Raw genomic sequence first — 23660 nt, 5'->3', positions numbered from 1 at the left:
GGAGCCAACTCGCTATGAAGCGCCGGTTGGCACGCTGCAATTTCAATGAATGCACCGGCGGCCGTTGTTGTATCAGCCGATTTTATTTTGACCTTTCCCCTTCAAACGGACGGGGACGTGAACGTAGGGGCAGACTAGAACGGCAAGGTCAGCGTTATCGAGGAAGAGCTTCTTACCATCGCATTTCACGCTGGTTCTTGGCAGGGTCAGTGAAGAGACAAATTACAACATGAAACAGCAACTATTGGACCAACTGAAACAATTCGGAAAAATGGCGATTTCAACGGTCTTTCTTGGTCTGTTGCCTTTCGCAGCCCATGCCGAGATCGACGGGCACGGACCCGATGCGTGGAAGGTTCAGGGTGTTGCGTCGAATGACGTGCTCAATGCCAGGATGGGACCTGGGACGAACTATCCGGTGATCGAAACCTTCGCCCATAATGAGCGTGGGTTGGAGCAGATCACCTGCATTCCCTTTTATACGATGAAGCATTTCTCAGTGATGTCCGATGCCGAAATCGACGCCCTGCCTTCGCCCTGGTGCCTTATGCGTTCGGCAGATATGAGCAAGGCGGGATGGGTGGCGCAACGCTACCTGATTGCCGATTTTGATGATGAAGCCCTTTACAGCGATCCCGGCGATAACAACGGAATTGAAGAGGTCATCGACCCCATGAAGATGCTGCCCGCGCCAACTGCGGGTTCCGATGCGTGGTCCGGCGATGAACTGATCGAACATGCAAGAGGGCTCGTGGCGACGCTCTATGAATATGATGATCCCGCCAGGGGGCGAAGCTATCTCGATCCGGATGCGTCCGACGCCTTTTTCTCCAGGGATTTCGTGGCGGCTCTGCAAGCCAGCCCGCCCGGTGCCGATCTGCTTATCGGCGCGCAGGATTTCGAGGGCAGCGTTTCCGAACCGGTGCCGGACCCAGACAATCCCATGCTTCGGGGCATGATCACGATCAATGTCGATTTCGTCAATTTTGGCCGCGCGCAAAGGGCCGTCTTCCGCTTGCGCGGCGACACCACCCGGCCTGATGCACCACTCCGCATCTTCCGTATCGAACATGATGGCTGGTCCTTCCCGTAAGGACGTTATCAACAAGGAATTTCATGATGAAGAGAAGTGTTTTCAAACCTGTTCCGGGCGCGGTCGGGCTTGTCCTCTGCCTTGCAGTCCCTGGGCTGGCTCAGATCGAGAAGACATCGGTCGGCGCGATAAACGCAACGATCGGCGGTGAGCCTTATGCCGGTGATACGCTTGATGTTCCGTCCGAGGGGACAGCAACCGCCGATTTCCAGTCTTTCGGACCGGTGACGATGATCTCGGTTCAAGCCCACGATCCGCAAGACGAAAGCATCATGCATAACGTATTGTCGATCGAGATCTCGCTTATGGGAGAAGGTGCTTCGGCGACTCTCATGGAGGATCCCACCGTTTGGTGGTGGCCGGAGGGGATGAGTGAACCGTTCTATTTCAGTGAGGACAGTGGGGTCGTCCCAGACGTGAAGATCGACGAGTTGTCGCTTGAGGATGGCGCCGCCGCCATCAAGGGCAGTTTCTCGGCGCAGATTTGCCGCAAAGAAAGCATGTTCGCAGAGGCCGACATGAACGAGTGCAAGCCAATCGAGGGCACTTTCGATACGGCTCTGCGCAAAGTGAACACGGATTTCTGATGAACTGGACGACAGGGCGGTCTCGAAGTGACAGTCCGGATTTTCGTCGTTCACAGCCCGGTCCAACGGATGGAGGTGAGACGTGGCAAATTACCGTCCGGATATGTGGTTTCTGAAACCTGTTGTGATCGTCTGTGCATTTGCCATGCTCTCATTTGCCTTCGGCACACAGGTCGGGGCACAGTCAACTGACCTGAACGCGCCTTATAAAGATGCCTATGACGCTCTGACCCGCGACAGACCACTGGTCGGATCGTGGCAAGGCACGATCAGTGGAAGCTCGATATCCCAAGCGGATGGGCAGATGGCGGGGCAAGCTGTCTTCGTGAATCGGGGCTACGAGGATAGCAACAATTTCGGCATCGTTCTTCATGATCATCGCCATCGCGATGGGCTGGAATACTCGCAAATTTCCATTTCAAGCATCCCATGCGGCCCCGAAGGCGGAGCAATAAGAGCCATCAATCCCATTGAAAAGGCCGGTGCCCCCGCCGGCACATATGCCGGAGTTAACTTCCTCAATAAGCTGGCCGATACGGGGCGCAGCGATTTCGAAGTGGGCGTGGGAGGGGGGTATTTTGCGGAGCTTGTCAATCCGGCGACCATTATAACCCGCTGGAGCGATGACAGCTTCACACTGCGGCTTTCTGGCCCGTTTAAGTCCATGGTTGCGCCGGTTCGCAATCACACGTTCGACTATGAACGCCAACGCCAGACCTATCTCGATCACATTCATCTGGATGTGGAGTTCACGCTGCCACGTGGCTCGGAAAACTTCGAACGGACGTTGTGCAAGGAGAGGGAAATCTTCGATGTGGTCAGAACAAGGCCTGAAAACAGCCGTCAGAATGTTATCCTTGATGGTGCGGATTTCTACATCGAGTTTACTGACGAACTGGTCGAGAGCAGTGTGAATACCGGTACCGTCTTTATGACAACGCGTGACCGCAACAACGGATACGTCTTTGTCGACCTGGATCTGAGCCTCGAAGACGAGAACGGCGTCGAGGACAAGACCATGATCCGTATCGAGCCGCGCGAACCACTGCTATCGGGCACCATATACGAGATCCGGGTTGTTGGAGGCGAAGACGGCATTCGGGGATATGACAGCGAGTTTCTGGAAGAGGATCATATCTTCGCGGTATCGACGATGGTTGATCCGGACAATCTGCGTATGGGCATCTACCAGGTCAGCCGCAACGCGCCGTTGGTCTTGGGGAAACCGGCTGCGGCCCGCATTCATTTCGAATGGGAAGAGCTCGAGGAGATTCACCCTGAGTGGCAGGTGCTGGCCTATGATTTGAAGGCCGAGATTCTGGATTCCCGGGACAATACGATCTTTCCAGAGATCAGGAAGAATATCGAACGGACGGACCAGTATACCGATGAAGATCGACGTTTGGGCATCGACACGCTGAACTTGTTTGACTGGAGTCCATCCCGTGGCAACGATCCCCGGGTTTTCAGAGCAGAGATCCGGCCCGAGGACCACTATCCGGAAGATGTGGAAGTCGATCCCGAGATTGTCGAGAAAGGGATGGATTATGCGGCCCAATCCGTGGACCTGTTGACGTTCGACTATTACATCGCTGCACATTCCGAATGGCGGGACAACATCGACATCCAGCAATCCCGTCAGGTTGTACAGGCTGCGCAACAGGATCGGGAGTTCGCCAACCAGATATTACCGGTCGCGAAAGTCAGCGGGCGTTTTCGGGGAACCTACAATCTGCAAGACACGATCTGCACAATTCCCGGAGTGGAGTGGGTTGTCTGCCAGGAGGGCTTCATTTCCTGGGACAATCCAGCAAATCGGGCAGCCAATTTAAACAAGTGGGACACTTTGGTTCGCCTGTTTCACGAGCATGTAGCAGCGCGTTCCAACGCGGATATTCTAGTTTCCTATCACCCGCCGAGTCTTGGAGGCGCAGGCACCACCCGGGCGCCATTCGAGCAACCGGAATCCCTGCGACGCAGCGGAGATGAACCTTATTGGTTCGGTGAGCCCGATCCGGAACTACTGGACATGCTTCATGCCGACCGCACGGACAGAAGTATGGTGATCATGAGTACGGCGGCTCCCAAGAATCGGATATTCCCCGGCATCCTGCTTTATCCGCTGGTTGCCCATGAATTCGGTCACGTATTCGGTCTGCCCCATACACCCTATGCTGAGGGTGCCCAGCACAAGCGTGAGATATGCCAGTCGCAATTTCAAACAGTTGCGCCGGGGATCGACGGAATGCGTATTGCGCTTGATGGATCGTTCGGCTGGCAGAAATCGAGCGAACACGGGAATGCGCAGACACCGGCGCCACTCCTGAAACCTGATGTTCCCGTGCGTTTACGAACCGCACAATGACTACTGGATCGATCCGAACCAGTATGACTGGTTGTTGGAGAAGATGCCGGGCATGCTGAGATACATGCGGGGCCGGCGGGCGGCGCTTCCCACCAAACCCGAAATACGCCATGCACGGCAGTCCGATCCCTTGGATGGCTTGCTCTGGCAGGCTTCGTTTCAGGACCACACTGACGAACCGGTCGAGCGCTGGCTCATGCTCTCCGGTCTTATTGACGGGAACGAAGCAACGCTTTTGCCCGCGATCGTGCCCGGCCCGCGCAAGCCTCTGTCCGGAAGCGGCCCCTATGAAATCCGTGTCGAAGATGCAGCCGGGCATATTATTGCCCGCGCCGCTGTTGGTCTAGACACCGATAGCGAGGATATCTGGCCCTTCTCGGTAACCGTGCCGATTTCAGAGGAACCGTCGCGGATCGTGCTGACCAATGGGGGAACCGTGCTGGCTGAAATGCGGGCATCACCAGGGTTGGCTGCGCCGGAGTTCCGTTCACATCGTCCCGGGGACACCTATCGCGCGGAAGAGCCTTTGGAATGGGATGGCGGCACGGCTGAGGGACAGACCTATACTGTGAGGTTCACACCTGATGGAGAGAATTGGACGACCTTGGCCGTACTTCTCAGACAGTCGAGCTTCATCCCTGATCCCGCGACACTATTACCTGGCGGCTCCGCAGCTTTCGAAATCATCGCCCATGACGGAGTAGCGGAGCGCTCCGTGCGTTTGCCGGTTGAGATCGAGGTACCGCTCGCGCCCTTGGCGGCTTGGCCCGAAGAGAGCGAAATGCTTGAAGTTGGTGATGCGGCCGGATTTGTTTTCAATGTGCCGCTTGATGCGGAATCTCTGAATGCGGTAACTTTGTTGGCGAATGGTGTCACCGTGCCGCATCGGGCCAATCTCGATCCTTCCGGGATGGTTTTACACATCGCACCAGAGCTTCCGGAAGCGGATGTAAGCTATGTCGCCTCGGTCGATTCCCGCTTGCGTGCGCGTGATGGTCGGGCTCTGACCGATGATCTCAGCATCCGTTTCTTTGCGAACGCACCCGCCAGCGTTTCCCAGACCCCGGCCTGGAACCCTGATCGCGAGAAGATGACGGACGAACGTCCGCATCTTCCGTCCCCGAATGAGCAGGCTTCTCCGAATTCGCTTGCCGGATCGGCAGAGGTTGGCGACGGAGAGATCACGCTTGAACTCGACGAACCTGCCACGCTTCCGTTGCGCATTCTGCATTGCGAGATTGAAGCAGATGAAATCATGCGCCTTATAATGGATTTCGAGACGCCTTACGCTCAGATCGAAATCGATATGACTAAAGAGAAGGGTGATCTTTTCCGGGCGCGAGCTGCGCATGGCCCCGAAGGCGAGGGGGGCATCCCAGATGGATGGTATCTGTCTCTCAACAACGGGCTGGTCTCTGCGAGTGGAAGGCTTGGTGAAGCCGGGGAAGCGATTGGTTTCGTCTTGACGGGCGAGTGTCCGCCGCCGGTCTGATCTTGGTGATGAATTGTGCTGAGGATGAGAGGCATCCCAGCGATGTGTGAGATGAAGCGCTGCTGGAAGCAGCGATGCCCAACGTGGAAGTTCCGTCCAAGGCTGTGAGTTGTCACTGAGAACTGACCAGGCATTGGAGTGTGCTTCTCGGGCTGGACCACGGATTTCCATCGAACCAAGCCGCCTGCTGGGCGATCAGACCAGCGGCGTCCAAGGCGTCGCGATAAAGCTGGGATGCGTATTGACAGCCTCTGCCCGTATGATGAATGCATCCTGGCGGTGGCTTTCTGCTCGCCGAATCTGCCTCTACAAAGACATGCGGATGGGCTGTTGCCGGGCTTGCGAACAGTGGCAGGACAAGGGCTGCTACGAGCGATTTCATATGTGCGAGATATCCCGACATCATCAGCTAGGCAACTGGCACATAGCTTTCGAAGCAGACATCGAGAAACCACATTTATAGCTCTGCATAGCTCAAAACCGAATGTAGCACCTTTCTAGCCCTGAAACTGCCAGCCGGTCGGTCGGTACTTTCAATCCACCGTCGGGAGATGGAAATAGTTTCCATTTTATTAACATAAGTATAGTTAAAGCATTTGTTGGGTACAGGGGGTGCGCGCTACCATGCAGTGCAACTCCTATTAGATAACAATAAGTTATCTAATAGGAGAAAGTGGCATGGGAGCCGTTTACACGCAACTATCAGTTAAAGCACATGGCGCAAGAGCTGTGGTGGTACCTGCCCGAACACCGCAAAGCGCGTCGCCCGCGTCGTGCAAGGAAGCGTCAGGCCCCTAAGTTTGACCGTGATGTCAGCATTCTGTTCCGTCCTGACGATGTGGTGCACCGTCGCCAGTTCGGCCACTGGGAAGGCGATTTGATGCTGTTCAAACAGAAGCTTGGACAGTCCAATTCACCGTGCTGCTGAAGAACCCGAACAAGCGCACCAAGCCTGTAATGGGTAAAATCATGAAGGCCGTCCGCGACCTGCCCCACCTCGCCCGCAAATCCATCACCTTCGACCGCGGCCCCGAGTTCGTCTCATCGCCACATCTGCAGGCCGAGACCGGAACGCAAACATGGTTCTGCGATCCGTCCAGCCCCTGGCAGAAAGGCACCGTCGAAAACACAAATCGACGTGCGCGAAGATGGCTGCCGAGGAAGCGAGACATCACGGCACACACTGATCATGATTTGAAGATGATCAGTGACCGCCTTAACGCAACACCCAGAAAATGCCTCGGATGGAAGACACCCGCCGAGGTCTTCCGCGAAAAGATGATGGCAGAGATGGTCCAACGTCCCTACCCTCAACGCCAATAGAAGTCGCGGTTCAGGTATCGCTCACAGTTCCGTCATACCGAGGCTGCTCAACCTCATCCTACAAACCTTAATGGGCGATTCACGATTTGCGAAAAGCCCTCAGCTTACTTGCTTCGTCAGCGCGTCAAGAAAGTTCAGGCACTTGTTCAACTGACTTATTTCGACGAACTCGTCCGCCTTGTGGGCCTGCTTGATAGAGCCCGGGCCGACGATCACTGACGGAATGCCCCCGATCACCTCGAACACGCCACCTTCCGATCCGTAGGACACCTTTCCAGACCATTCGGGTAGTATGCCGCGAAACACTGCGAACGCATCGCTGTCGCTCGCATCGCCCATTGCAGGATATGCAAATATCTGGTCGAATTCGATGTGCGCCGTATCGGATTTAGCTTTCATTTCAGGCAGTAGTGTCGCCTTCGCATGATCGATCACCGCCTGCATATCGGACTGGGCGCTACTTTCGTCGATGCTGCGTAACTCAAAGGTAAAGCTGCATTTGTCGGGCGTCACGTTCGTTGCTACACCCCCATCGATCATCGTCGTCAGCATCGTAGCGTGTGGAACAGTGAAGTCTTGGTCGAAAGGCCCATCCGTTTCATAGGCGCGTCCACGGTTCTGAATCATCGCGATGATGCGCGAGGCATAGTCCACCGCGTTGACATGATTGGGCGAGAACGACGAATGCCCGCTTGTACCGGTTACAGTGGCGCGCATAGCGATCTTGCCTTTCTGGCCCGTGACCAATGTCATGTCGCTTGGTTCGCCGATGATCGCGAAGACTGGCGGGACGGGCAGATCCTTCAACCAGCGGGCCATAGCAGGTGCGCCGAGACAACCGACCTCTTCATCATAGCTGAAACACAAATAAAGCGGTCGCTTCAAATCAGTGGCGGCAAATGTCGGCGCGGCTGCCATCAGGCAAGCCGAGAAGCCCTTCATGTCGCAGCTCCCACGACCATATAGGCGGCCATCGCGTTCATGCATCTCGAAAGGCGGTGTCACCCAGTTCCCTTCAAGTGCAGGAACGACATCCGTATGACCCGACAAAACGACGCCGGGTTGGTCTGCGGGGCCAAAGCGGACAATCAGATTGGCTTTTTCCCCCGTCTCGTCGGGCAAGATCGTCGTGACGCCACCCAGATCCTCGAAATAGACCGCCATATGGTCGATCAGCGGACGGTTGGGGTTGGCACTGACCGTATCGAAAGCAATCAGATCACCCAGATGAGCCTTGGCCTCGGTCAGGCGGGGGTGCGTTGTGTCCGGTTTGGCCTGAGCTACGGTCATGAGGTTTGAGCCTTTCGTTCTTTTGACTTTGCGATCTCGCGCCGCAGGGTGATCCCAACGACGAAGAGGATCAGCCCCGCAAAAATCCAGCAGATCGGCGAGGAGAAGAAGATGGATGCGTCGCCGCGCGAAATTGCCAGGGCTCGACGTAGATTATCCTCGATCATTGGGCCAAGGATGAATGCAATGAGAAACGGAGCCGCCGGGATCGCCAGCAAGTACATGCCAAAGCCCACGACACCCATCACAAGCAACACGACGACATCGAACATGCTGTTGGAAATTGAGTAAATCCCGAAGATGCACAGAACCAGCACCGCCGGGGTCAGCAAAGTGACCGGAATGCGCGCGATATGCGTGAACATCCGCATGGTCATCTTGCCAGCGCCGAACAGCAACACCGACGAAACCAGCATGCCGATGAACAGCATGTAGACTTCGTTCAAATTGGTCTGAAACAGCAACGGTCCGGGCGTCAGCCCCTGGATCAGGAACGCGCCAAGCATAACGCCAGTGATCACATCGCCCGGTACGCCTAGAGCCAGCAGCGGGATCATGGTCGCGCCGCAGCAGCCATTGTTGGCGGATTCGGACGCAGCGATGCCTTCCAGTTCGCCCTTGCCGAAATTTGCGCTGTTCTTCGATGTCCGCTGTGCCTCGCCATAGGAAAAGAACGCCGCTGCCGACGGGCCAATTCCGGGGATGGCACCGAGAACAACACCAATACCGCTGCCCCGGATGATGGATTTCAGAGATCCCATGAATTCGGAACGGCTGACCTTGTCGAAGCCGACCTGCATTGCGTCATTGACCTGAGGGTTACGAAACACGATCAGCTTGATCAGTTCCGGCAGCGCGAAGAGACCGATCAGGACAGGCGCGACAGACAGCCCCGCCTGCATGTCATCGGTAAATGCAAAGCGGAACGAACCGTAGATGTCTTCGCCGACCGTCGCCAGAAGCAACCCAAGACAGGCTGAAACGACGCCCAGCAGCAGTGAATTTCCGGACACACCCGCCACCGTTGTCAGCGCGAAGATCATCAGCATGCAATATTCGGGTGGGCCAACGCGCAATGCCAACAAAGCAAGCGGTGCGGCCAAGAAAATCAGCGAGATATTCGAGATAAAATCGCCGATACAGGACGAGTAGAGCGCCATGTTCAGCGCCTTGCCCGCCTTGCCTTTCTGCGCCAACGGGTAGCCATCGAGCGCGGTGCAAGCTGCAGACGCGGTGCCCGGTGTCTTGATCAAGATGGCGGAAACGGACCCGCCATAGGTTGACCCCTTGTAGAGCGCGACTAATAAAAGGATCGACGGCACCGGTGCCATATAGAACGTAAACGGCAGTGCAAGCGTCACGGCCATGGTGCCGGTCATGCCGGGGATCGCGCCTACGATCACGCCGCCCCAGATGCCGGCAGCCATGATCAGGAAATTTTCGATGGTCGCCACTGATTGCAGGGCGAGGAGCAAGTCGTTCATCATAGCAGGCCCGCCTAGTTCAGAGACCGAAGGTTTTCAGGACTTCACCCTTGGGAAACTGAGTCCCGAGAGCAGTGGTGAAGAACAGCAGCAAAAGTAGTGGCAACAGGACGGAGATGACGATGGGCCAAATACCCTTCCGCTCTCCCGTCAGCCCAATTGCAGCGCCGGTCAGCAGCATGGTGGCGATCAGGAAGCCGATCTTCGACACCAGGAATACGAAGAAGCCGAATGCCGCCAGGATCAATCCAAGACGTCCCAGAAGTGTTGGCACAGGTGCCGTCTGCTCCCATTCGGGCTGCGCCGGGTCCGCGCCCTTGGGATTGAGCGACAGAAATATCGCGACCAGCCCCAAGGCGATACCGATCATGGATACGACACGCGGCCACATATCCGGCGGGGGAGCAAATCCGGGGATAAAGGCCGGGCGCGGAACGTAAACGGGGATGAGGGTAAACAGCACTATCGCGAAGAAAAGAGTGATCAGTACACCACGCATCAAGGATAGTCGCATCATCATCACCCCCGTTTTCGTCAGTTGGTTCAGTTCGGCAGATAACCGAATTTCTTAGCAAGACCGTTGAACAACCCGTACTGCTGAGCCGCGTACTCGGTCATGTCTTTCTCGCCGACGGTCGAGATCGAGCCGCGACGTTCGGCCAAGGTCAGCCAGGTTTCATCCGTTGCAACATTGCTCAGAACTTCATCCCATTTGGCTACAACTTCTTCCGGTAGGCCTTTGGGACCGTAGAGCGCGCTCCATCCAGTTACCTGACCAGCTTGTTCATAGCCAAGTTCTTCTGCTGTCGGCACATCCGGCAACTTGTCCATGCGCTTGGGTGCGAACACCATCAGCGGCTTCATGTCACCGCTTTCGATATGCGGCATCAGCGACCCCGCCGCGATGGCCAGAAAGTCGACATGACCACCGAGCAGCGCCGTCGCGAGTTCACCACCACCCTTGTAGGGCACCAGCGTCGCCGCGGTCAGCGGATCCAGATCAGCATCAGACAGCAGCGACTGAACCGTGAAACCGTCGATCGCCGTCGCACCGGACGCGGCATAGGCCATACGGCCATTGCTATCTTTCACGGCGGCAAGCAGGTCTTCGGTGCTGTTGAACTCGGAATCGCCGCGCACTGCAAGGATCATTGGAGTGGCTTCGAGCGCGCCGAGAAACGTGTATTCGTCCCAGCCGACCGAGGCTTGCGGGTTCACGGCGGGCGTCAGTGCCATACCGACACGAGCCAGCAACAGCGTGTAGCCATCCGCATCAGCGTCCGCGACGGAACGGGCGCCATTCATGCCACCAGCGCCAGGCTTGTTCACGACGGTGATCGGCTCACCAAGGTATTCCTTACCAGCTTCGGCAAGCGCACGTCCTGCCAGGTCGGATGCACCACCTGGGCCGTATGGCACAACCAGCGTTACAGCGCTTTCGGGGTAGTCTTGAGCTTGAGCTGCGCTGGCAACCATCATGGCTGCAACCGCTAGACCCGTTAAAAGTCTTTTCATTGGGGACCTCCCGTCCAAGGCGCACATTGCGCCGTTTTCGACTGGTGGCGAAACGTTCCACAGTAAGCTTTTACTGACAAGAAATTCCTTTAGTATGCCATAAACGCATACTGAGGGTAAAATGAAGCTACCGGAATTAAAGGCATTTGACGCGTTCATGACACACGGATCGACCAAGGCTGCCGCATCGGTGCTTGGAATCGGTCAGCCCGTTGTCAGTCGCCAATTGGCGTCATTGGAGAATCGTGTCGGTTTTGCGTTGTTCATTCGGAAACGAAACCACCTGACGCCTACCCCGGAAGCCTATCAGTTTCACGAGTCGGTATCTCGAATGTTGGCACAATTCGACCAGATCCAAGCTGATGCGCGCGCCATCGCCAACAAGCAAATGGGCAATATCGTCATCGCGGCTCAACCCATTTTCTGTGACACGTTCCTGTTGGATGCGGTGGCGCGATTTCGCGTGGAACATCCCGGCGTATCGGTACGGTTGGTTGATGCCGGCATGGAGGTGCTGCTACGGATGCTGGCAGAACGCAATTGCGACATGGCACTTGGCATCACGCTGGAGACAGAGGTCGAAGGTATTCGTACAACGCCACTGGCACGATGCGAAGCGAGATGTGTGATGCCAACAGGTCATCGACTCAACCAGCCGGGGCCGATCCCCCTACCAAGATTACGCAGCGAACCATTCGTTGAACTGGCGGCTGGTAGCCCGCTCAGAACGCGTGTCGAGAACATGATGCAGCGGATTGAAGTGGAACGGAACATCGCTGCAGAAATGCGCCATCTCAGTGGCGTCTGCGCGCTTGTCGGTCGTGGCGTGGGTGTTGCGATCGCTGATCCCGTGGTGGAGCTGCTACTCAACCCGCATGAGATTGTCTCCAAACCCCTGATTCCGACCATCGACTGGGAAATCGCGATGATGGAGCCACGCGACCGACCTTTGAGTACTGTCGCACAGGAATTGCAGGGCTTTATCCTTTACGAGATCGACGGCTTGATTGATCGCGGCGTGGTGCAGCGGATCGGCGAAGAAATTGAACAATCGTCGATTTCTCGCGACAGTCGTTGACGCGGCCCGACCTGTTTACAAACCGCGTGCACCAAACCCGCTGCAACCGGCGCGCACCTCGGACGCCAAAAAGCGTCTTGGCGCGGATACGCGCTTTCACGCACAGCTGACAGTTGAAAATAGACGGACGGTAACGTCTCTATAAGGTCACAATACTGTCGAGACAAACTGTGGCTATAAGACGCTTTCCCAAAAGCTACTTCTTTCCACGCCTTGGTGGTTGGCTTCCTCCACCGCGCTTCGAAGAGGCGTTGCGCGGTTTCTTTGAGGGCGATTTGGTTTTTCCCGGCGGTGTAAAACGTTTGGACGTATCGCGCGCGGCGGCTGTTCTGGAGGACTGTACGCCATCTGCCCCGTCTCCACGCGCTTTCTTCGGCTTTTTAACATTTGGCACAGCTCGTTCGGAACGGTTTGATCCCACGTCTGACCTAGACGTCTTCGCCGGTGTCTTCTTGTCGCCTTTGGCTTTGTAGGGCGCGCGCCCCGCAGGTTGATCGGGCTTATCCGCATTCTCCCTGCGGTGTGTCGGCTTACGGCGCTCGGTGTGATCACGACGTGCGGTCGCCGCGCCGTCTCGTTTGTCTGCACGGCGCATTGGCAGTTCGGGAGGGCTGTCCAATGCCCTTACCGAGATCCCTTCCTCAAGCACCCCCTCCTCGCCGATCGCCGCAAGGAATCCCTCTGCCCTTGGTTCTGACAACTCGACAAAGGTTTCAGCGTCTTGTACCCGGATGGCACCGATCGCCGCCTTGTCGAGACTGCCGGCCCTGCAGAGCAATGGCAAAATCCAACGGGCTTCGGCGTTGTCATCTCGGCCAACTGATAAGGTGAACCAGCGACTTGGGCCGAAGTCCCGGGGTTCTCGAACCGACGGCTTTGTATCAGGCGGCAGCAATTCTTCCGGAGCAGCATGACGTTCCTGATACAGACGCAGATAAGCGGCCGCGATAGACTCGGGGCTTTGCTGTTCCAACAGCTTCGAGGCGAACAGCGATTGCTGCTCGGTCAATGGCTCGTCCCATGCGGGATCGGTCAGAAGGCGCTCTTCGTCTTTTTGCAGGATTTCATCAACAGACGGCGCAACAATCCAACTGGCTGAAATCTTGGCCCATTTTAGTAATCTTTCTGCCTTTTTCACAGCCTTGGGCGGTACGATCAGCGCAGAAATGCCCTTCCGTCCCGCACGCCCTGTCCGTCCGGATCGATGCAGAAGGCTTTCCGTATTGGTTGGCAAATCAGCATGAATGACCAAGCTAAGGTTCGGCAAATCGATCCCCCGTGCAGCCACATCAGTCGCCACACATACCCGCGCACGACCGTCGCGCATGGCCTGCAGCGCATGGGTGCGCTCGGACTGGCTAAGCTCTCCCGACAAGCACACCGTGGCGAGACCGCGGTTCGCCAAACGCGCCATCAGGTGGTTAACTGCTGCACGGGTGTTCGCAAATACAATCGCGGTTTGGTCGTGATGATACCGAAGCAGGTTGAAGATGGCATTCTCTGAGTCCGACGCAGATACACGCAACGCCTGATACGTAATGTCAGCATGCTGATCGGACCTGCCAATCGTGTCGATCCGGCGCGCATCTCGTTGGAACCGCTGTGCCATCTTGGCGATCGCGGGTGGGACGGTGGCGGAAAACAAGAGCGTTCGCCGGGTCTCCGGTGCACTGTCCAGCATGAATTCCAGGTCCTCACGAAAACCCAGATCCAACATCTCGTCCGCTTCATCTAGTACGACTGCACGCAAGCTGCTCAAATCGAGCGAACCACGCTCGATGTGGTCGCGCAGCCGCCCGGGTGTGCCCACGACGATGTGCGCCCCCCGGTTGAGGGCCCGTCTTTCTTCCCGCATTTCCATACCACCAACGCAGGACGTCACGACCGCACCGGTGCGAGCGTAAAGCCATGACAGTTCACGCATCACCTGAAAGGCGAGTTCCCGCGTAGGCGCGACGACAAGCGCAAGCGGCGCCGCCGCCAAACCAAACCGATCTTCTGCCCCCAACAGCGTAGATGCAATAGCCAGCCCGAAAGCTACGGTTTTCCCTGAACCTGTCTGGGCCGACACCAGAAGATCGGAAGCTGTCAGCTCCGGATCAATGACGGCTGCCTGAACAGGAGTCAGCGTGTCGAAACCACGCTCGGACAGAGCTTCGGCTAAAGGCGTAATCATAAGGCGGGGTTCCATGGAGTACAGCCAGTCCTGGCTGGAAAGTGTCGATAGAAGACGGTGATCTGCGTACTTACCGGTATTTTTCACGGATGTATATTGGGAAAGCAAGAATCCTGCTGCTTTTTGGGTTTGGCCCTTCGCCGTACTCGGGACGGCATGAAAGGTTCCCTCGATTGTTCCGCCGAACCGACCCGGGGTACAATCGCAAGATTGCGCTCAGCAGGACTGCCCCGTTGGAATAGACAAGGAAGGTCATCATTGTCGTAAAGACTGTAGCCCGTAATCGCCCCATCGACGAAGGCGGCAAAGGCACCAGCCCATCCCACCGTACCCTTGCAAACGATCTCGCACCATTGACTGCGGCCTGCCAATACAAACATCCCTGCTATAATGATATCAGTGGTGTCATATGGAATGGAGCCAATAATCAGGAAGCTTCCTACATCCGGCGTTTGATCGATATCGGCCCTGATGTTCGAAACATCCTGCGCCACGGCACCCGACAATGAATGTGGCTGCGACCACATACGGTGGCGCGGTTCGTTCCGCGGCACTTCCGGAGCTTGTTGACCCCGATCACCGCAATCACCCGCCCCGCTGCGCGGGACGAAAGCTCCGTGCGTCCAGCCGTCCAGCAAACGTAGGCAGTGCAAAACACAACCGGGCTCCGGTCGCGGCTGGATGACAGTTCAGTGGCAGGTCATAAACACCATGGCATTATCCGAAGCCTCACATCTTTGGATGGGTGTGCCTAATAGAGAGGTCGAGAAGCATTTCGCCGAACTCCGGTTCTATTTCTGGGCCTTGCAGCGTTAGCCGATGCAGACTCAGAAAATCCGCAAAAAGTTGCTCACGCTCTCGGTCCGTGAAGTCCTTGTCCGATCGAGAAAACGCAACAATGCTTTTTGATCCACTGTCCGATGTCGCCATCACAGCCCAGTAATTCAGGCCGTATTCGGTCGCCTTGTCGAAGACGCCGTGCTCGTCCAAGGCCTTCAGCTCTGACCAAGATGCAATCCCGTCATGAGTGAACCCCCATCGGACAGCCGGATCCTTCATGACGATACCCATGCTGGAATAGTATCCCATCCAGTCATCTGCGTAGGTTTGGAATAGATACTTCGGCGTATTGAATTCTACTTGGAACGCTGCAGCAAAACCGCTGGGGCTTTGCTGTTTCAAACTGGTCAATAGCGACCGCAACTGATCTGTTAGACTCATACCACTCTCCAACCACCTGATCGGAAAATTAGCATCCTCCTCTGAGCAAAAACAATGTTTATGCGCAGAAGAATTTTCCCAAGCATGTCACGCCTTTAATGGGATCGGAACCATGGTCACACTGCGGTTGAGATTGGCGGCTGGCACCAAGAATAGACCGTAATCCAGGACAAGATAGCGCTCGCCTGTTTTACTGATGATGTCCTGCATCATATACGATTCCTCCAGCCCATAGCTCAGAGATACACTATGTTACCGCATTTAGGGCTGGAAGTTGATAGCTTTTGCCGTCGCTGCCGTCAAATATTCGCGCTCCGATACCGCTGTACCATTGTACCTGCGTGAACCGCAGGCATCGACAAGATCGCGTAGGATCGTCCATCGTGCTTGTTGCAATACTTGTCCCCGACCTGTTCAACTTCGTAGCCCAGTTTACGCAATGATCTACGGAAACCGGGTACCGTAAGCGTCACCAAATCGTCTGAACCCTGACGGATCGCAAGGTCGACCAGCCCCTGCACGACCAGAGCCAGGCATTCTTGGCGTTCATCTGCCGATGTAAGTTGATCGGACAGAACCAGACGGGTGCATTCCGAGGCGTTTGCAAACCCGTGGGTCCGTGGCAGCAGGTCCGGGGGGATGCCATCGATACGTCCGTCCGCCGCGTCCTTGAGCATGCAACCATGACTACCCCATTTGTCTGAAAATCGCATAACGCGCGCGCCACCGACCAGACGGCCATCCATGATTACGGCGGAATAGGCTGCGGTTGGATTATCGTATTGGTCCATCTCCACTGTATCGTTATGTGGAATATCCCATGCGAGCGTATCGACGAAAAACCTCTTCCGCAGTTGAAGAAATTCATAAAACGCCGCGCCATACAGGTGCATATCGGACAGGTCGAACGTGATTCCGGTGAGTTTGTTTGTCATTTTCCACGCATACATTTACTGAGGGCTAGAGCTACAAGTTCCTTATGCAGCTTATGCCTTGTGACTAAAGGTGCTTACGTGGCGACAATGTGGCGTTTTAGCCGCTAAATCCAACCAAATCCTTTCGCTTGCCCAACTGCTTGAGTATTGGTGCGCGCTCCCAGCTTGGAACGTGCGTTGGTCAAACGGAGTTTCACGGCGCTCTCACTGATAGCAAGCCTGTGAGCGATTTGCTTGAGTTGCAGCCCCGATGCGAGCATCGCAAGCACATCGATCTCGGCCGCGGTCAGCGCGCGCGCGGGCGCCAGCGCTCGATGCAAATTTTCTACGGCAGCAATCAGATCGGTGAGTTCCTGATCGGTGAGTTCCCGGTCCGAACGAGCGAACGACCCATAGGATCGCAAACCCGGGGTGTTGTCGCACATCACACTGATCGCAGCGCCATATCGCAACCCGAATGATGCAGCGGTTGGCAACACATTACGACCGTCTTCGTCAGGAATATCGCTCCAGCGAGTGTACCCGGTGTTTTCGTAGATCCAACGGATAACCGGGTCAGAGGTCATCAACCCGTTCGCCGTATAAACCTTTATCCATTCTTTCGGTAATGTATTGCACTGAAACTCGGGAAATGCGAAGCCCACGCGCAGCGCGAGATGGTATCCTGCGGTCGCAAGTTCATCAAACTTATAATCGGCAAGTAGGTCTTCGATCGTTCTCATTCGCCGCCGCCCAGCCATCTTGTGGCATTTCGTTTATCGAGGGCATATCCCTTTAGAAATCTCCAAAGCCCACAAGCTCGGACTGAATTTGGCTGACGTAGCCGGCTTAGGCAACGCTGGCTCCCATTATCTTTGTCACTATAATATCTTATCGAAACTTGATGCTTTGAGCGAAGTTCAGCAACCACTTTTCCGTTCTATAACAAACTTTTGTGTCGATTGTCCTATGTGGTTGGGCTCGGCAACCGCTAGTTACCTCGAACTCCGGCGGCATCTATCATGATTGCCTAAACTCAGATGCGCGAAAACCCGAAATTGCCGCAATAAGCAATTTCGGGTCCTGCTGTTAACAACCTTCAGGGGACACGGAGCAGTTTCTATCCGCCGAAATCATCCAGCATGATGTCATCCCGGTCCACACCGAGGTCGAGCAGCATGTTGATGACCGACTGGTTCATGATCGGCGGCCCACACATGTAGTATTCGCAATCTTCCGGCGCCGGGTGGTTCTTGAGGTATTCCTCGAACAGAACGTTGTGGATGAAGCCGGTATAGCCTTCCCAGTCATCCTCGGGCAGGGCGTCGGACAGGGCCACATGCCATTCGAAATTCGGGTTCTCCGCGGCGAGCTGATCGAAATCCTCGACATAGAACATCTCGCGCTTGGACCGCGCGCCATACCAGAAGCTGATCTTGCGCTTCGAATTCAGCCGTTTGAGCTGGTCGAAAATATGGCTGCGCATGGGGGCCATGCCCGCGCCGCCGCCGATGAAGACCATTTCCTTCTCGGTGTCGCGGGCGAAGAATTCACCGAACGGCCCCGAGATCGTCACCTTGTCGCCCGGTTTCAGGTTGAAGATGTAGCTCGACATCAGGCCCGGCGGGATGCCTTCCGATCCCGGCGGCGGCGAGGCAACCCGGACGTTGAGCATGATGATGCCCTTTTCTTCCGGATAGTTGGCCATGGAATAGGCACGCTCGATGGGCTCGGACACCGTGGATTCATACTGCCACAGGTTGAACTTGTCCCAGTCGCTTCGGTATTCCTCTTCGACGTCGAAATCCTTGTAGCTCAGCTTGTGAGCGGGCGCCTCGATCTGGATGTAGCCGCCCGCGCGGAAGTTCACATCTTCGCCTTCAGGTAGTTTCAGAACCAGCGCCTTGATGAAGGTCGCGACGTTTTCATTGGAAATGACCTCGCATTCCCATTTCTTGACGCCGAATACCTCTTCCGGGACTTCGATATCCATGTCCTGCTTGACCGCAACCTGACAGGACAGTCGGTCGCCGCAAGACGCCTCGCGTTTCGTAATATGGCCTTCCTCAGTTGGTAGAATCGACCCGCCGCCCGAGTGAATCTTGACCCGGCACTGCGCACATGTACCACCGCCGCCGCAGGCCGATGGAACGAACAGCTTCTGTTCCGCCAGCGTCTGAAGCAGCTTACCCCCGGCGGGAACGGAAATCGTCTTCTCGCCATTGATGGTGATGTTGACGTTGCCCGATGACACCAGCCGCGAGCGGGCGGCCAGGATGATCGTGACCAAGGCCAGAACGATCAGCGTGAACAGGGCAATTCCAAGGGTGAATGTCAGCATGTCAGTTCCCCCTCAGAGCTTGACGCCGCTGAAGGACATGAAGGCCATGGCCATCAGTCCCGCGGTTATGAAGGTGATGCCGAGACCCTGCAGCCCGTCGGGAATGTCCGAATACTTGAGCTTCTCGCGGACGCCCGCCATCGCGGTGATCGCCAGCGCCCAGCCGAAGCCGGATGAGATCCCGTAGGTCACGCTTTCGGCGAAGTTGTAATCGCGTTCCACCATGAACAGCGAGCCACCGAGGATCGCGCAGTTCACCGTGATGAGCGGCAGAAACACACCAAGCGCGTTGTAGAGCGGCGGGAAGTACTTATCGAGGATCATCTCCAGGATCTGAACCATCGCGGCGATCACCCCGATATAGGAGATGAGCCCCAGGAAGGTCAGATCGACCTCGGGGAACCCAGCCCAGGACAGCGCCCCGGGTGCCAGCAGATAGGTCAACAACAGGTTGTTTGTCGGCACGGTAATCGCCTGAACGATGACCACCGAAATACCCAGACCGATGGCGGTCGAGATCTTCTTGGACACGGCAAGGAACGTGCACATCCCAAGGAAGAAGGCCAGCGCCATATTCTCAACGAATACGGCCTTAACAGCGAGTGAGATAAGACCTTCCATCAATGCGCCTCAACCGATTGAATGCGGAATTCGCGGTCTTCTACCTGCTCAGGCTTCCATGTCCGGAAGGCCCAGATCAGAAGCCCGATCACGAAGAATGCCGATGGTGGTAACAGCAGGAGGCCGTTGGGCACGTACCAGCCGCCATTATTGACGGTCTGGAAAATCGTGACGCCGAACAGACTGCCCGAGCCGAACAATTCACGGATGAAGCCGACCAGCATCAGGATCAGGCCGTAGCCTAGCCCATTGCCGACGCCGTCGACGAAAGAGGCGATGGGCGGATTCTTCATCGCAAACGCTTCCGCGCGACCCATCACGATGCAGTTGGTGATGATCAGCCCGACGAAGACCGAAAGCGTCTTGGAAATCTCATAGGCATAGGCCTTGAGCACCTGATCCACCACGATCACCAGCGACGCGATGATCACCATCTGCACAATGATCCGGATCGAGCCGGGGATCTGGTTGCGCAGAACCGAAATGAACATCGACGAAAAGCCGGTGACGCAGATCACCGCGATTGCCATGACCATCGACACTTGCAGCGAGGAGGTCACGGCCAATGCCGAACAGATCCCCAGCACCTGCAATGTAATCGGGTTGTTGTCGACCAGCGGGTCGATCAGCATGTCTCTGCGAGTTTGAGCCATCAGATGTCTCCGGCCTTCAATTTCTCAAGAAAGGGCGCGTAGCCCTCTTCGCCCATCCAGAACCGCACGAGGCTGTCCACGCCGCGCGATGTCAGGGTTGCACCAGACAGCGCGTCGACATGATATTCCGGTCCGGCGGCTGGAACGGTCTTCGCCACGGTAATCTGCAAGTCACCGTTTTCATCAGCGAGCTTTTTCTCGTGCCAGAGCCCCTTCCAGCGCGGATTGTCGACTTCTGCGCCAAGTCCCGGTGTTTCGGCGTGTTCATAGAACTGCAGCCCGTAGATCGTATTGCCGTCCTCTTCCAGCGCGATGTATCCATACAGCGTGGACCACAGGCCATAACCGTGCAGGGGCAGGATCACCTTGTCGAGCGCACCGGCATCGTCGCGCAGCAGGTAGACAGTCACGTAATCCGCCTGACGCCCGATCCCTGCCGGATCGTCCGCCAGCACATGGGAGAGTTCAGGGTTGTCCGCAGCAGCGCGGTCATCGAAGGTTTGCGGATCGTATTGATCGGCAAAATCGCCCGATGCCAGTTCCAGCACATGCGGCTCGAACGACGCAAACGCATCGGCCACATTGATACCATCCTGATAAACGCCTGCGACTTGCAGAATGTTAACCTGCTTGTCACGTAGACGGTTTTCCGCCTGAAGCGGACGCAGCGCAACAGCAGCAGCCGACACGACCATCGACGCTAACAGACACAGGGACACAGCGACGAAGATCGTCTTCGGCACCGAATCCGGCGGCAAAGCGAGGAAGCGGGCGACCGGACCCTTGTTTTCGGGGAGTTGCTCAGACATTACGCTTCGCCCTCCGACGGATATTGGCCTGAACCACGAAGTGGTCGATCAGCGGTGCAAAGACGTTGCCGAACAGGATCGCCAGCATCATGCCCTCCGGGAAGGCCGGGTTGATGACGCGGATCATCACGACCATGAAGCCGATCAACGCGCCGTAGATATAGCGGCCCAGATTGGTCTGCGACCCTGAAACGGGCTCCGTGACCATGAAGACCAGACCGAACGCATAGCCGCCGACGACCAGATGCCAATACCACGGCATCGCGAACATCGGGTTGGTATCGGAACCGATGACGTTGAGCAGCAGTGTAAAGCCGATCATACCGCCCAGGCAGCCTACCACCATGCGATAGTTCGCGATCTTGGTGACCAGCAGGAAGGCGAGGCCCAGCAGACAGGCGACGGTCGATGTCTCGCCCAAGCTACCCTGAATCGTGCCAACAAAGGCATCCATCCATGAAATGCCGTGGGTCACAAGATTCTGGTAGCCATCCGATGCCGATACGGCCAGTGCCGTCGCACCGGAAAAGCCGTCAACAGGCGTCCAGATCGTGTCACCTGACATCTGCGCGGGATAGGCAAAATACAGGAACGCCCGACCCGTCAGCGCCGGGTTGAGGAAATTCTTCCCGGTACCGCCGAAGACTTCCTTGCCGATGACAACGCCAAAGGAAATGCCAAGCGCGACCTGCCATAGCGGCGTGCTGGCCGGCAGGATCAGCGTGTAAAGCATCGAGGTCACGAGGAACCCTTCGTTGACCTCATGCCGTCGCACGGTCGCGAAGATCACTTCCCAGATACCGCCCACAACCAGTGTCGTGATGTAGATGGGCAGGAAATAAAGTAACCCGTGCAGCATGTTCGCAATCGGATTGGCCGGACTGTACCCGATGCCGAGAGCACCGATTAGCCCTGCCCGCCAGCCCGACGGTCCATGTTCGGCGATCGCCATGTTGGTCTGCAGGCCAGTGTTATACAGGGCCATGATGATACAGGGGATTGTCGCGATGACCACATAGGTCATGATCCGCTTCATATCGACATAGGATCGCGCATGCGGAGCAACGGTCGTGACCGTTTTCGGCGTGAAAAGGAAGCTTTCCACCATCTCGTAGAGAGGGAAATACCTCTCATACTTGCCGCCTTTTACGAAGTTCGGCTCGATCCGATCAAAAAAGTTTTTAAGACCCAAAGGGTTATCCCTCCTTCTCGATCTTGGTCAGGCTGTCGCGGAGGGCGAGGCCATATTCATATTTTGCCGGACAGGCGAAGCCAACCAGACCGAGGTCTTCCTCATCGAGTTCCAGCGCCCCAAGCGCCTGCGCCTGATCGGTATCCATCACCAGCAGCGCGCGCAAAAGCTGTGTCGGCAGGAAATCCTGCGGCATCAGCTCCTCGAAGGTTCCCGTCGGCACCATCGCGCGGCGACCGCCGTTGAGGTTCGACGTCAGTGAATAGAGCTTTTTGGAAAATGCAGATCCAAGCACCGGCTGGATTGCAAATTTTGACGGCATAGGACGTATCCATCCCATCGGGATCTGTTTGTCGTCTTCTTCAATCAGCGTGATCTGACGGGCATATCGGCCAAGATACGCGCTCGGCCCCTCCCCTGCCCGTCCGCTGAGAATCGATCCGGAAATCATACGCACCGGCACATCTGCCGAAACGTCGCCTTCGGTCAGTTCCACCATTGACGCGCCCGCAACAGTACGGACCAGACGCGGACGGGTACAGAGCGGGCCGCTCAAAGCGGCGACGCGGGACATATCGACCTTGCCGGTTGCCAGAAGCCGGCCGATGGCAATCACGTCCTGGTAGCCGATGGTCCAGACGATCTTGGACGCGCTCGGGGGTTCCAGAAAATGCATATGCGTTCCGGCCAGACCAGCGGGGTGCGGCCCCGAAAATGCTGCGACCTCTACCCCCGGAGCATCGGTGCCCGGGATATCCGCGTCTGGCGCGACGCATAAATATGTCTTCCCTTCAGACAGCGACGCAATCGCCGTCAGGCCTTTTAAGAATGCATCCGGCTCTTCAGCGATGATGACTGCCGGATCGGCCGAAAGCGGCTCACTATCCATTGCCGTTACATAAATTACCGCCGGCCGGGTCGCGGGGCTGGGCACTTTCGAGTAGGGCCGCGTGCGGAAAGACGTCCACAAACCTGCCGCGCAAAGTCGCTCGGTCAGTCCTTCGGCTGTGGCGATGTCGCCGACCTCGGAAAAGTCGATGGCGGGCGCGGCAGAGTCATCGACTTCGATCTCGACACTGATCAGCTTGCGCCGCGCGCCGCGATTGATGGCTTTGACCCGACCGGACACAGGCGATGTAATCAGCGCATCCGGCATATCCTTGTGCGCGAGAACAGGAGCACCCGCCCCCACAACATCGCCTTCCTCGACCAACAACCGCGGCTTGAGGCCGATATAGTCGTCCCCAAGTATAGCCACGGTCCGCACGGCCGGACCCTTCTGGATGCTTTGCGCGGGCGCGCCCAACACAGGAACATCCAGCCCTTTTCGTAACTCGAAATGATTCACGAGAGCGTCTTCCTGAATTTTTTCCGCTTTATGCAGTCCAAAAGCGTCAGACAAAACCCGAAATCTTGCAATTGCGGCATATTTTCAGTTGAATCGCGCCGCAATGTCGCACAGATACCGTCGCAAAAGACGGATAGAGTCCGTCCAAATGCTTCCGG

At 56.5% G+C, this 23660-nt stretch carries 20 protein-coding genes and 1 pseudogene; 6 read left to right on the top strand and 15 right to left on the bottom strand.

Annotated features, from left to right (window positions below; all coding sequences use genetic code 11):
• Positions 1-229: 229 nt before the first annotated feature.
• The 5 genes and pseudogenes from FPZ52_RS15725 to FPZ52_RS19630 all read left to right on the top strand — a co-directional run.
• A complete protein-coding gene (locus FPZ52_RS15725; RefSeq protein WP_146366568.1) occupies positions 230-1093 on the top strand; it encodes an SH3 domain-containing protein in 864 nt (287 codons plus the stop codon).
• Positions 1094-1119: 26 nt separating this feature from the next.
• Positions 1120-1680: a hypothetical protein gene (locus tag FPZ52_RS15720; protein ID WP_205758644.1), complete on the top strand. Its 561-nt coding sequence runs from the start codon at positions 1120-1122 to the stop codon at positions 1678-1680.
• Positions 1681-1762: 82 nt separating this feature from the next.
• On the top strand, positions 1763-4045 hold the full coding sequence (locus FPZ52_RS15715; protein WP_146366566.1) for a hypothetical protein: 2283 nt from the start codon (positions 1763-1765) through the stop codon (positions 4043-4045).
• Positions 4014-5537, top strand: coding sequence for a hypothetical protein (locus FPZ52_RS15710; RefSeq protein WP_146366565.1), 1524 nt, complete (start codon positions 4014-4016; stop codon positions 5535-5537). Before FPZ52_RS15715 ends, FPZ52_RS15710 begins: the two co-directional genes overlap by 32 nt.
• A 700-nt stretch (positions 5538-6237) precedes the next feature.
• Positions 6238-6860 (top strand): annotated as a pseudogene (locus FPZ52_RS19630) (IS30 family transposase); the annotation flags it as partial.
• A gap of 99 nt (positions 6861-6959) precedes the next feature.
• Here the strand turns inward: FPZ52_RS19630 and argE are convergent.
• Genes argE through FPZ52_RS15685 form a run of 4 tightly spaced genes read right to left on the bottom strand, consistent with a single transcriptional unit; the run spans position 6960 to position 11149 of the window.
• Complete coding sequence (gene argE / locus FPZ52_RS15700) at positions 6960-8150, bottom strand: acetylornithine deacetylase (RefSeq protein ID WP_146366564.1); 1191 nt, start codon at positions 8148-8150, stop codon at positions 6960-6962.
• Positions 8147-9637: a tripartite tricarboxylate transporter permease gene (locus FPZ52_RS15695; RefSeq protein ID WP_146366563.1), complete on the bottom strand. Its 1491-nt coding sequence runs from the start codon at positions 9635-9637 to the stop codon at positions 8147-8149. Before FPZ52_RS15695 ends, argE begins: the two co-directional genes overlap by 4 nt.
• 16 nt (positions 9638-9653) lie before the next feature.
• Positions 9654-10151 carry a tripartite tricarboxylate transporter TctB family protein gene (locus tag FPZ52_RS15690; RefSeq protein WP_240804507.1) on the bottom strand — a complete coding sequence of 166 codons (498 nt, stop codon included), beginning with the start codon at positions 10149-10151 and terminating at the stop codon, positions 9654-9656.
• A gap of 26 nt (positions 10152-10177) precedes the next feature.
• Positions 10178-11149: a tripartite tricarboxylate transporter substrate binding protein gene (locus FPZ52_RS15685; RefSeq protein WP_146366562.1), complete on the bottom strand. Its 972-nt coding sequence runs from the start codon at positions 11147-11149 to the stop codon at positions 10178-10180.
• Positions 11150-11270: 121 nt separating this feature from the next.
• Here FPZ52_RS15685 and FPZ52_RS15680 point away from each other — a divergent pair, with 121 nt between their 5' ends.
• Positions 11271-12227 carry a LysR family transcriptional regulator gene (locus FPZ52_RS15680; protein WP_146366561.1) on the top strand — a complete coding sequence of 319 codons (957 nt, stop codon included), beginning with the start codon at positions 11271-11273 and terminating at the stop codon, positions 12225-12227.
• Positions 12228-12423: 196 nt separating this feature from the next.
• Here FPZ52_RS15680 and FPZ52_RS15675 read toward each other — a convergent pair whose 3' ends face one another.
• The 11 genes from FPZ52_RS15675 to FPZ52_RS15630 all read right to left on the bottom strand — a co-directional run bounded on the left by FPZ52_RS15675 (position 12424) and on the right by FPZ52_RS15630 (position 23502).
• Entirely contained in the window at positions 12424-14418 is a 1995-nt protein-coding gene (locus FPZ52_RS15675) for a DEAD/DEAH box helicase (protein ID WP_420851731.1), read from the bottom strand.
• 714 nt (positions 14419-15132) lie between these two features.
• Positions 15133-15624, bottom strand: a complete 492-nt coding sequence (locus FPZ52_RS15670; RefSeq protein WP_146366560.1) for an autoinducer binding domain-containing protein — start codon at positions 15622-15624, stop codon at positions 15133-15135.
• A gap of 87 nt (positions 15625-15711) precedes the next feature.
• Positions 15712-15837 (bottom strand): hypothetical protein, encoded by a 126-nt coding sequence (locus FPZ52_RS19440; protein ID WP_276617464.1) that lies wholly within the window; start codon positions 15835-15837, stop codon positions 15712-15714.
• 86 nt (positions 15838-15923) lie between these two features.
• A complete protein-coding gene (locus FPZ52_RS15665) occupies positions 15924-16559 on the bottom strand; it encodes an acyl-homoserine-lactone synthase (protein ID WP_168201390.1) in 636 nt (211 codons plus the stop codon).
• 104 nt (positions 16560-16663) lie between these two features.
• Complete coding sequence (locus tag FPZ52_RS15660; protein ID WP_146366558.1) at positions 16664-17281, bottom strand: helix-turn-helix transcriptional regulator; 618 nt, start codon at positions 17279-17281, stop codon at positions 16664-16666.
• A 377-nt stretch (positions 17282-17658) separates the two neighbouring features.
• Entirely contained in the window at positions 17659-18879 is a 1221-nt protein-coding gene (gene nqrF, locus FPZ52_RS15655) for an NADH:ubiquinone reductase (Na(+)-transporting) subunit F (protein WP_146366557.1), read from the bottom strand.
• Between the two features lie 12 nt (positions 18880-18891).
• Positions 18892-19500 (bottom strand): NADH:ubiquinone reductase (Na(+)-transporting) subunit E, encoded by a 609-nt coding sequence (gene nqrE / locus FPZ52_RS15650; RefSeq protein ID WP_146366556.1) that lies wholly within the window; start codon positions 19498-19500, stop codon positions 18892-18894.
• Positions 19500-20153 (bottom strand): NADH:ubiquinone reductase (Na(+)-transporting) subunit D, encoded by a 654-nt coding sequence (locus tag FPZ52_RS15645; RefSeq protein WP_146366555.1) that lies wholly within the window; start codon positions 20151-20153, stop codon positions 19500-19502. The genes nqrE and FPZ52_RS15645 overlap by 1 nt, the downstream gene beginning before the upstream one ends.
• Positions 20153-20962 (bottom strand): Na(+)-translocating NADH-quinone reductase subunit C, encoded by an 810-nt coding sequence (locus FPZ52_RS15640; RefSeq protein WP_146366554.1) that lies wholly within the window; start codon positions 20960-20962, stop codon positions 20153-20155. Before FPZ52_RS15640 ends, FPZ52_RS15645 begins: the two co-directional genes overlap by 1 nt.
• Positions 20955-22154 carry an NADH:ubiquinone reductase (Na(+)-transporting) subunit B gene (locus FPZ52_RS15635; protein ID WP_146366553.1) on the bottom strand — a complete coding sequence of 400 codons (1200 nt, stop codon included), beginning with the start codon at positions 22152-22154 and terminating at the stop codon, positions 20955-20957. The genes FPZ52_RS15640 and FPZ52_RS15635 overlap by 8 nt, the downstream gene beginning before the upstream one ends.
• Positions 22155-22158: 4 nt before the next feature.
• Positions 22159-23502: a Na(+)-translocating NADH-quinone reductase subunit A gene (locus tag FPZ52_RS15630; protein ID WP_146366552.1), complete on the bottom strand. Its 1344-nt coding sequence runs from the start codon at positions 23500-23502 to the stop codon at positions 22159-22161.
• Between the last annotated feature and the right edge of the window lie 158 nt (positions 23503-23660).

Origin of the sequence: Qingshengfaniella alkalisoli (assembly GCF_007855645.1) — a bacterium.
GTDB classification, from domain to species: Bacteria; Pseudomonadota; Alphaproteobacteria; order Rhodobacterales; family Rhodobacteraceae; genus Qingshengfaniella; species Qingshengfaniella alkalisoli.
This window is presented reverse-complemented; position numbering and strand designations above follow the sequence as displayed.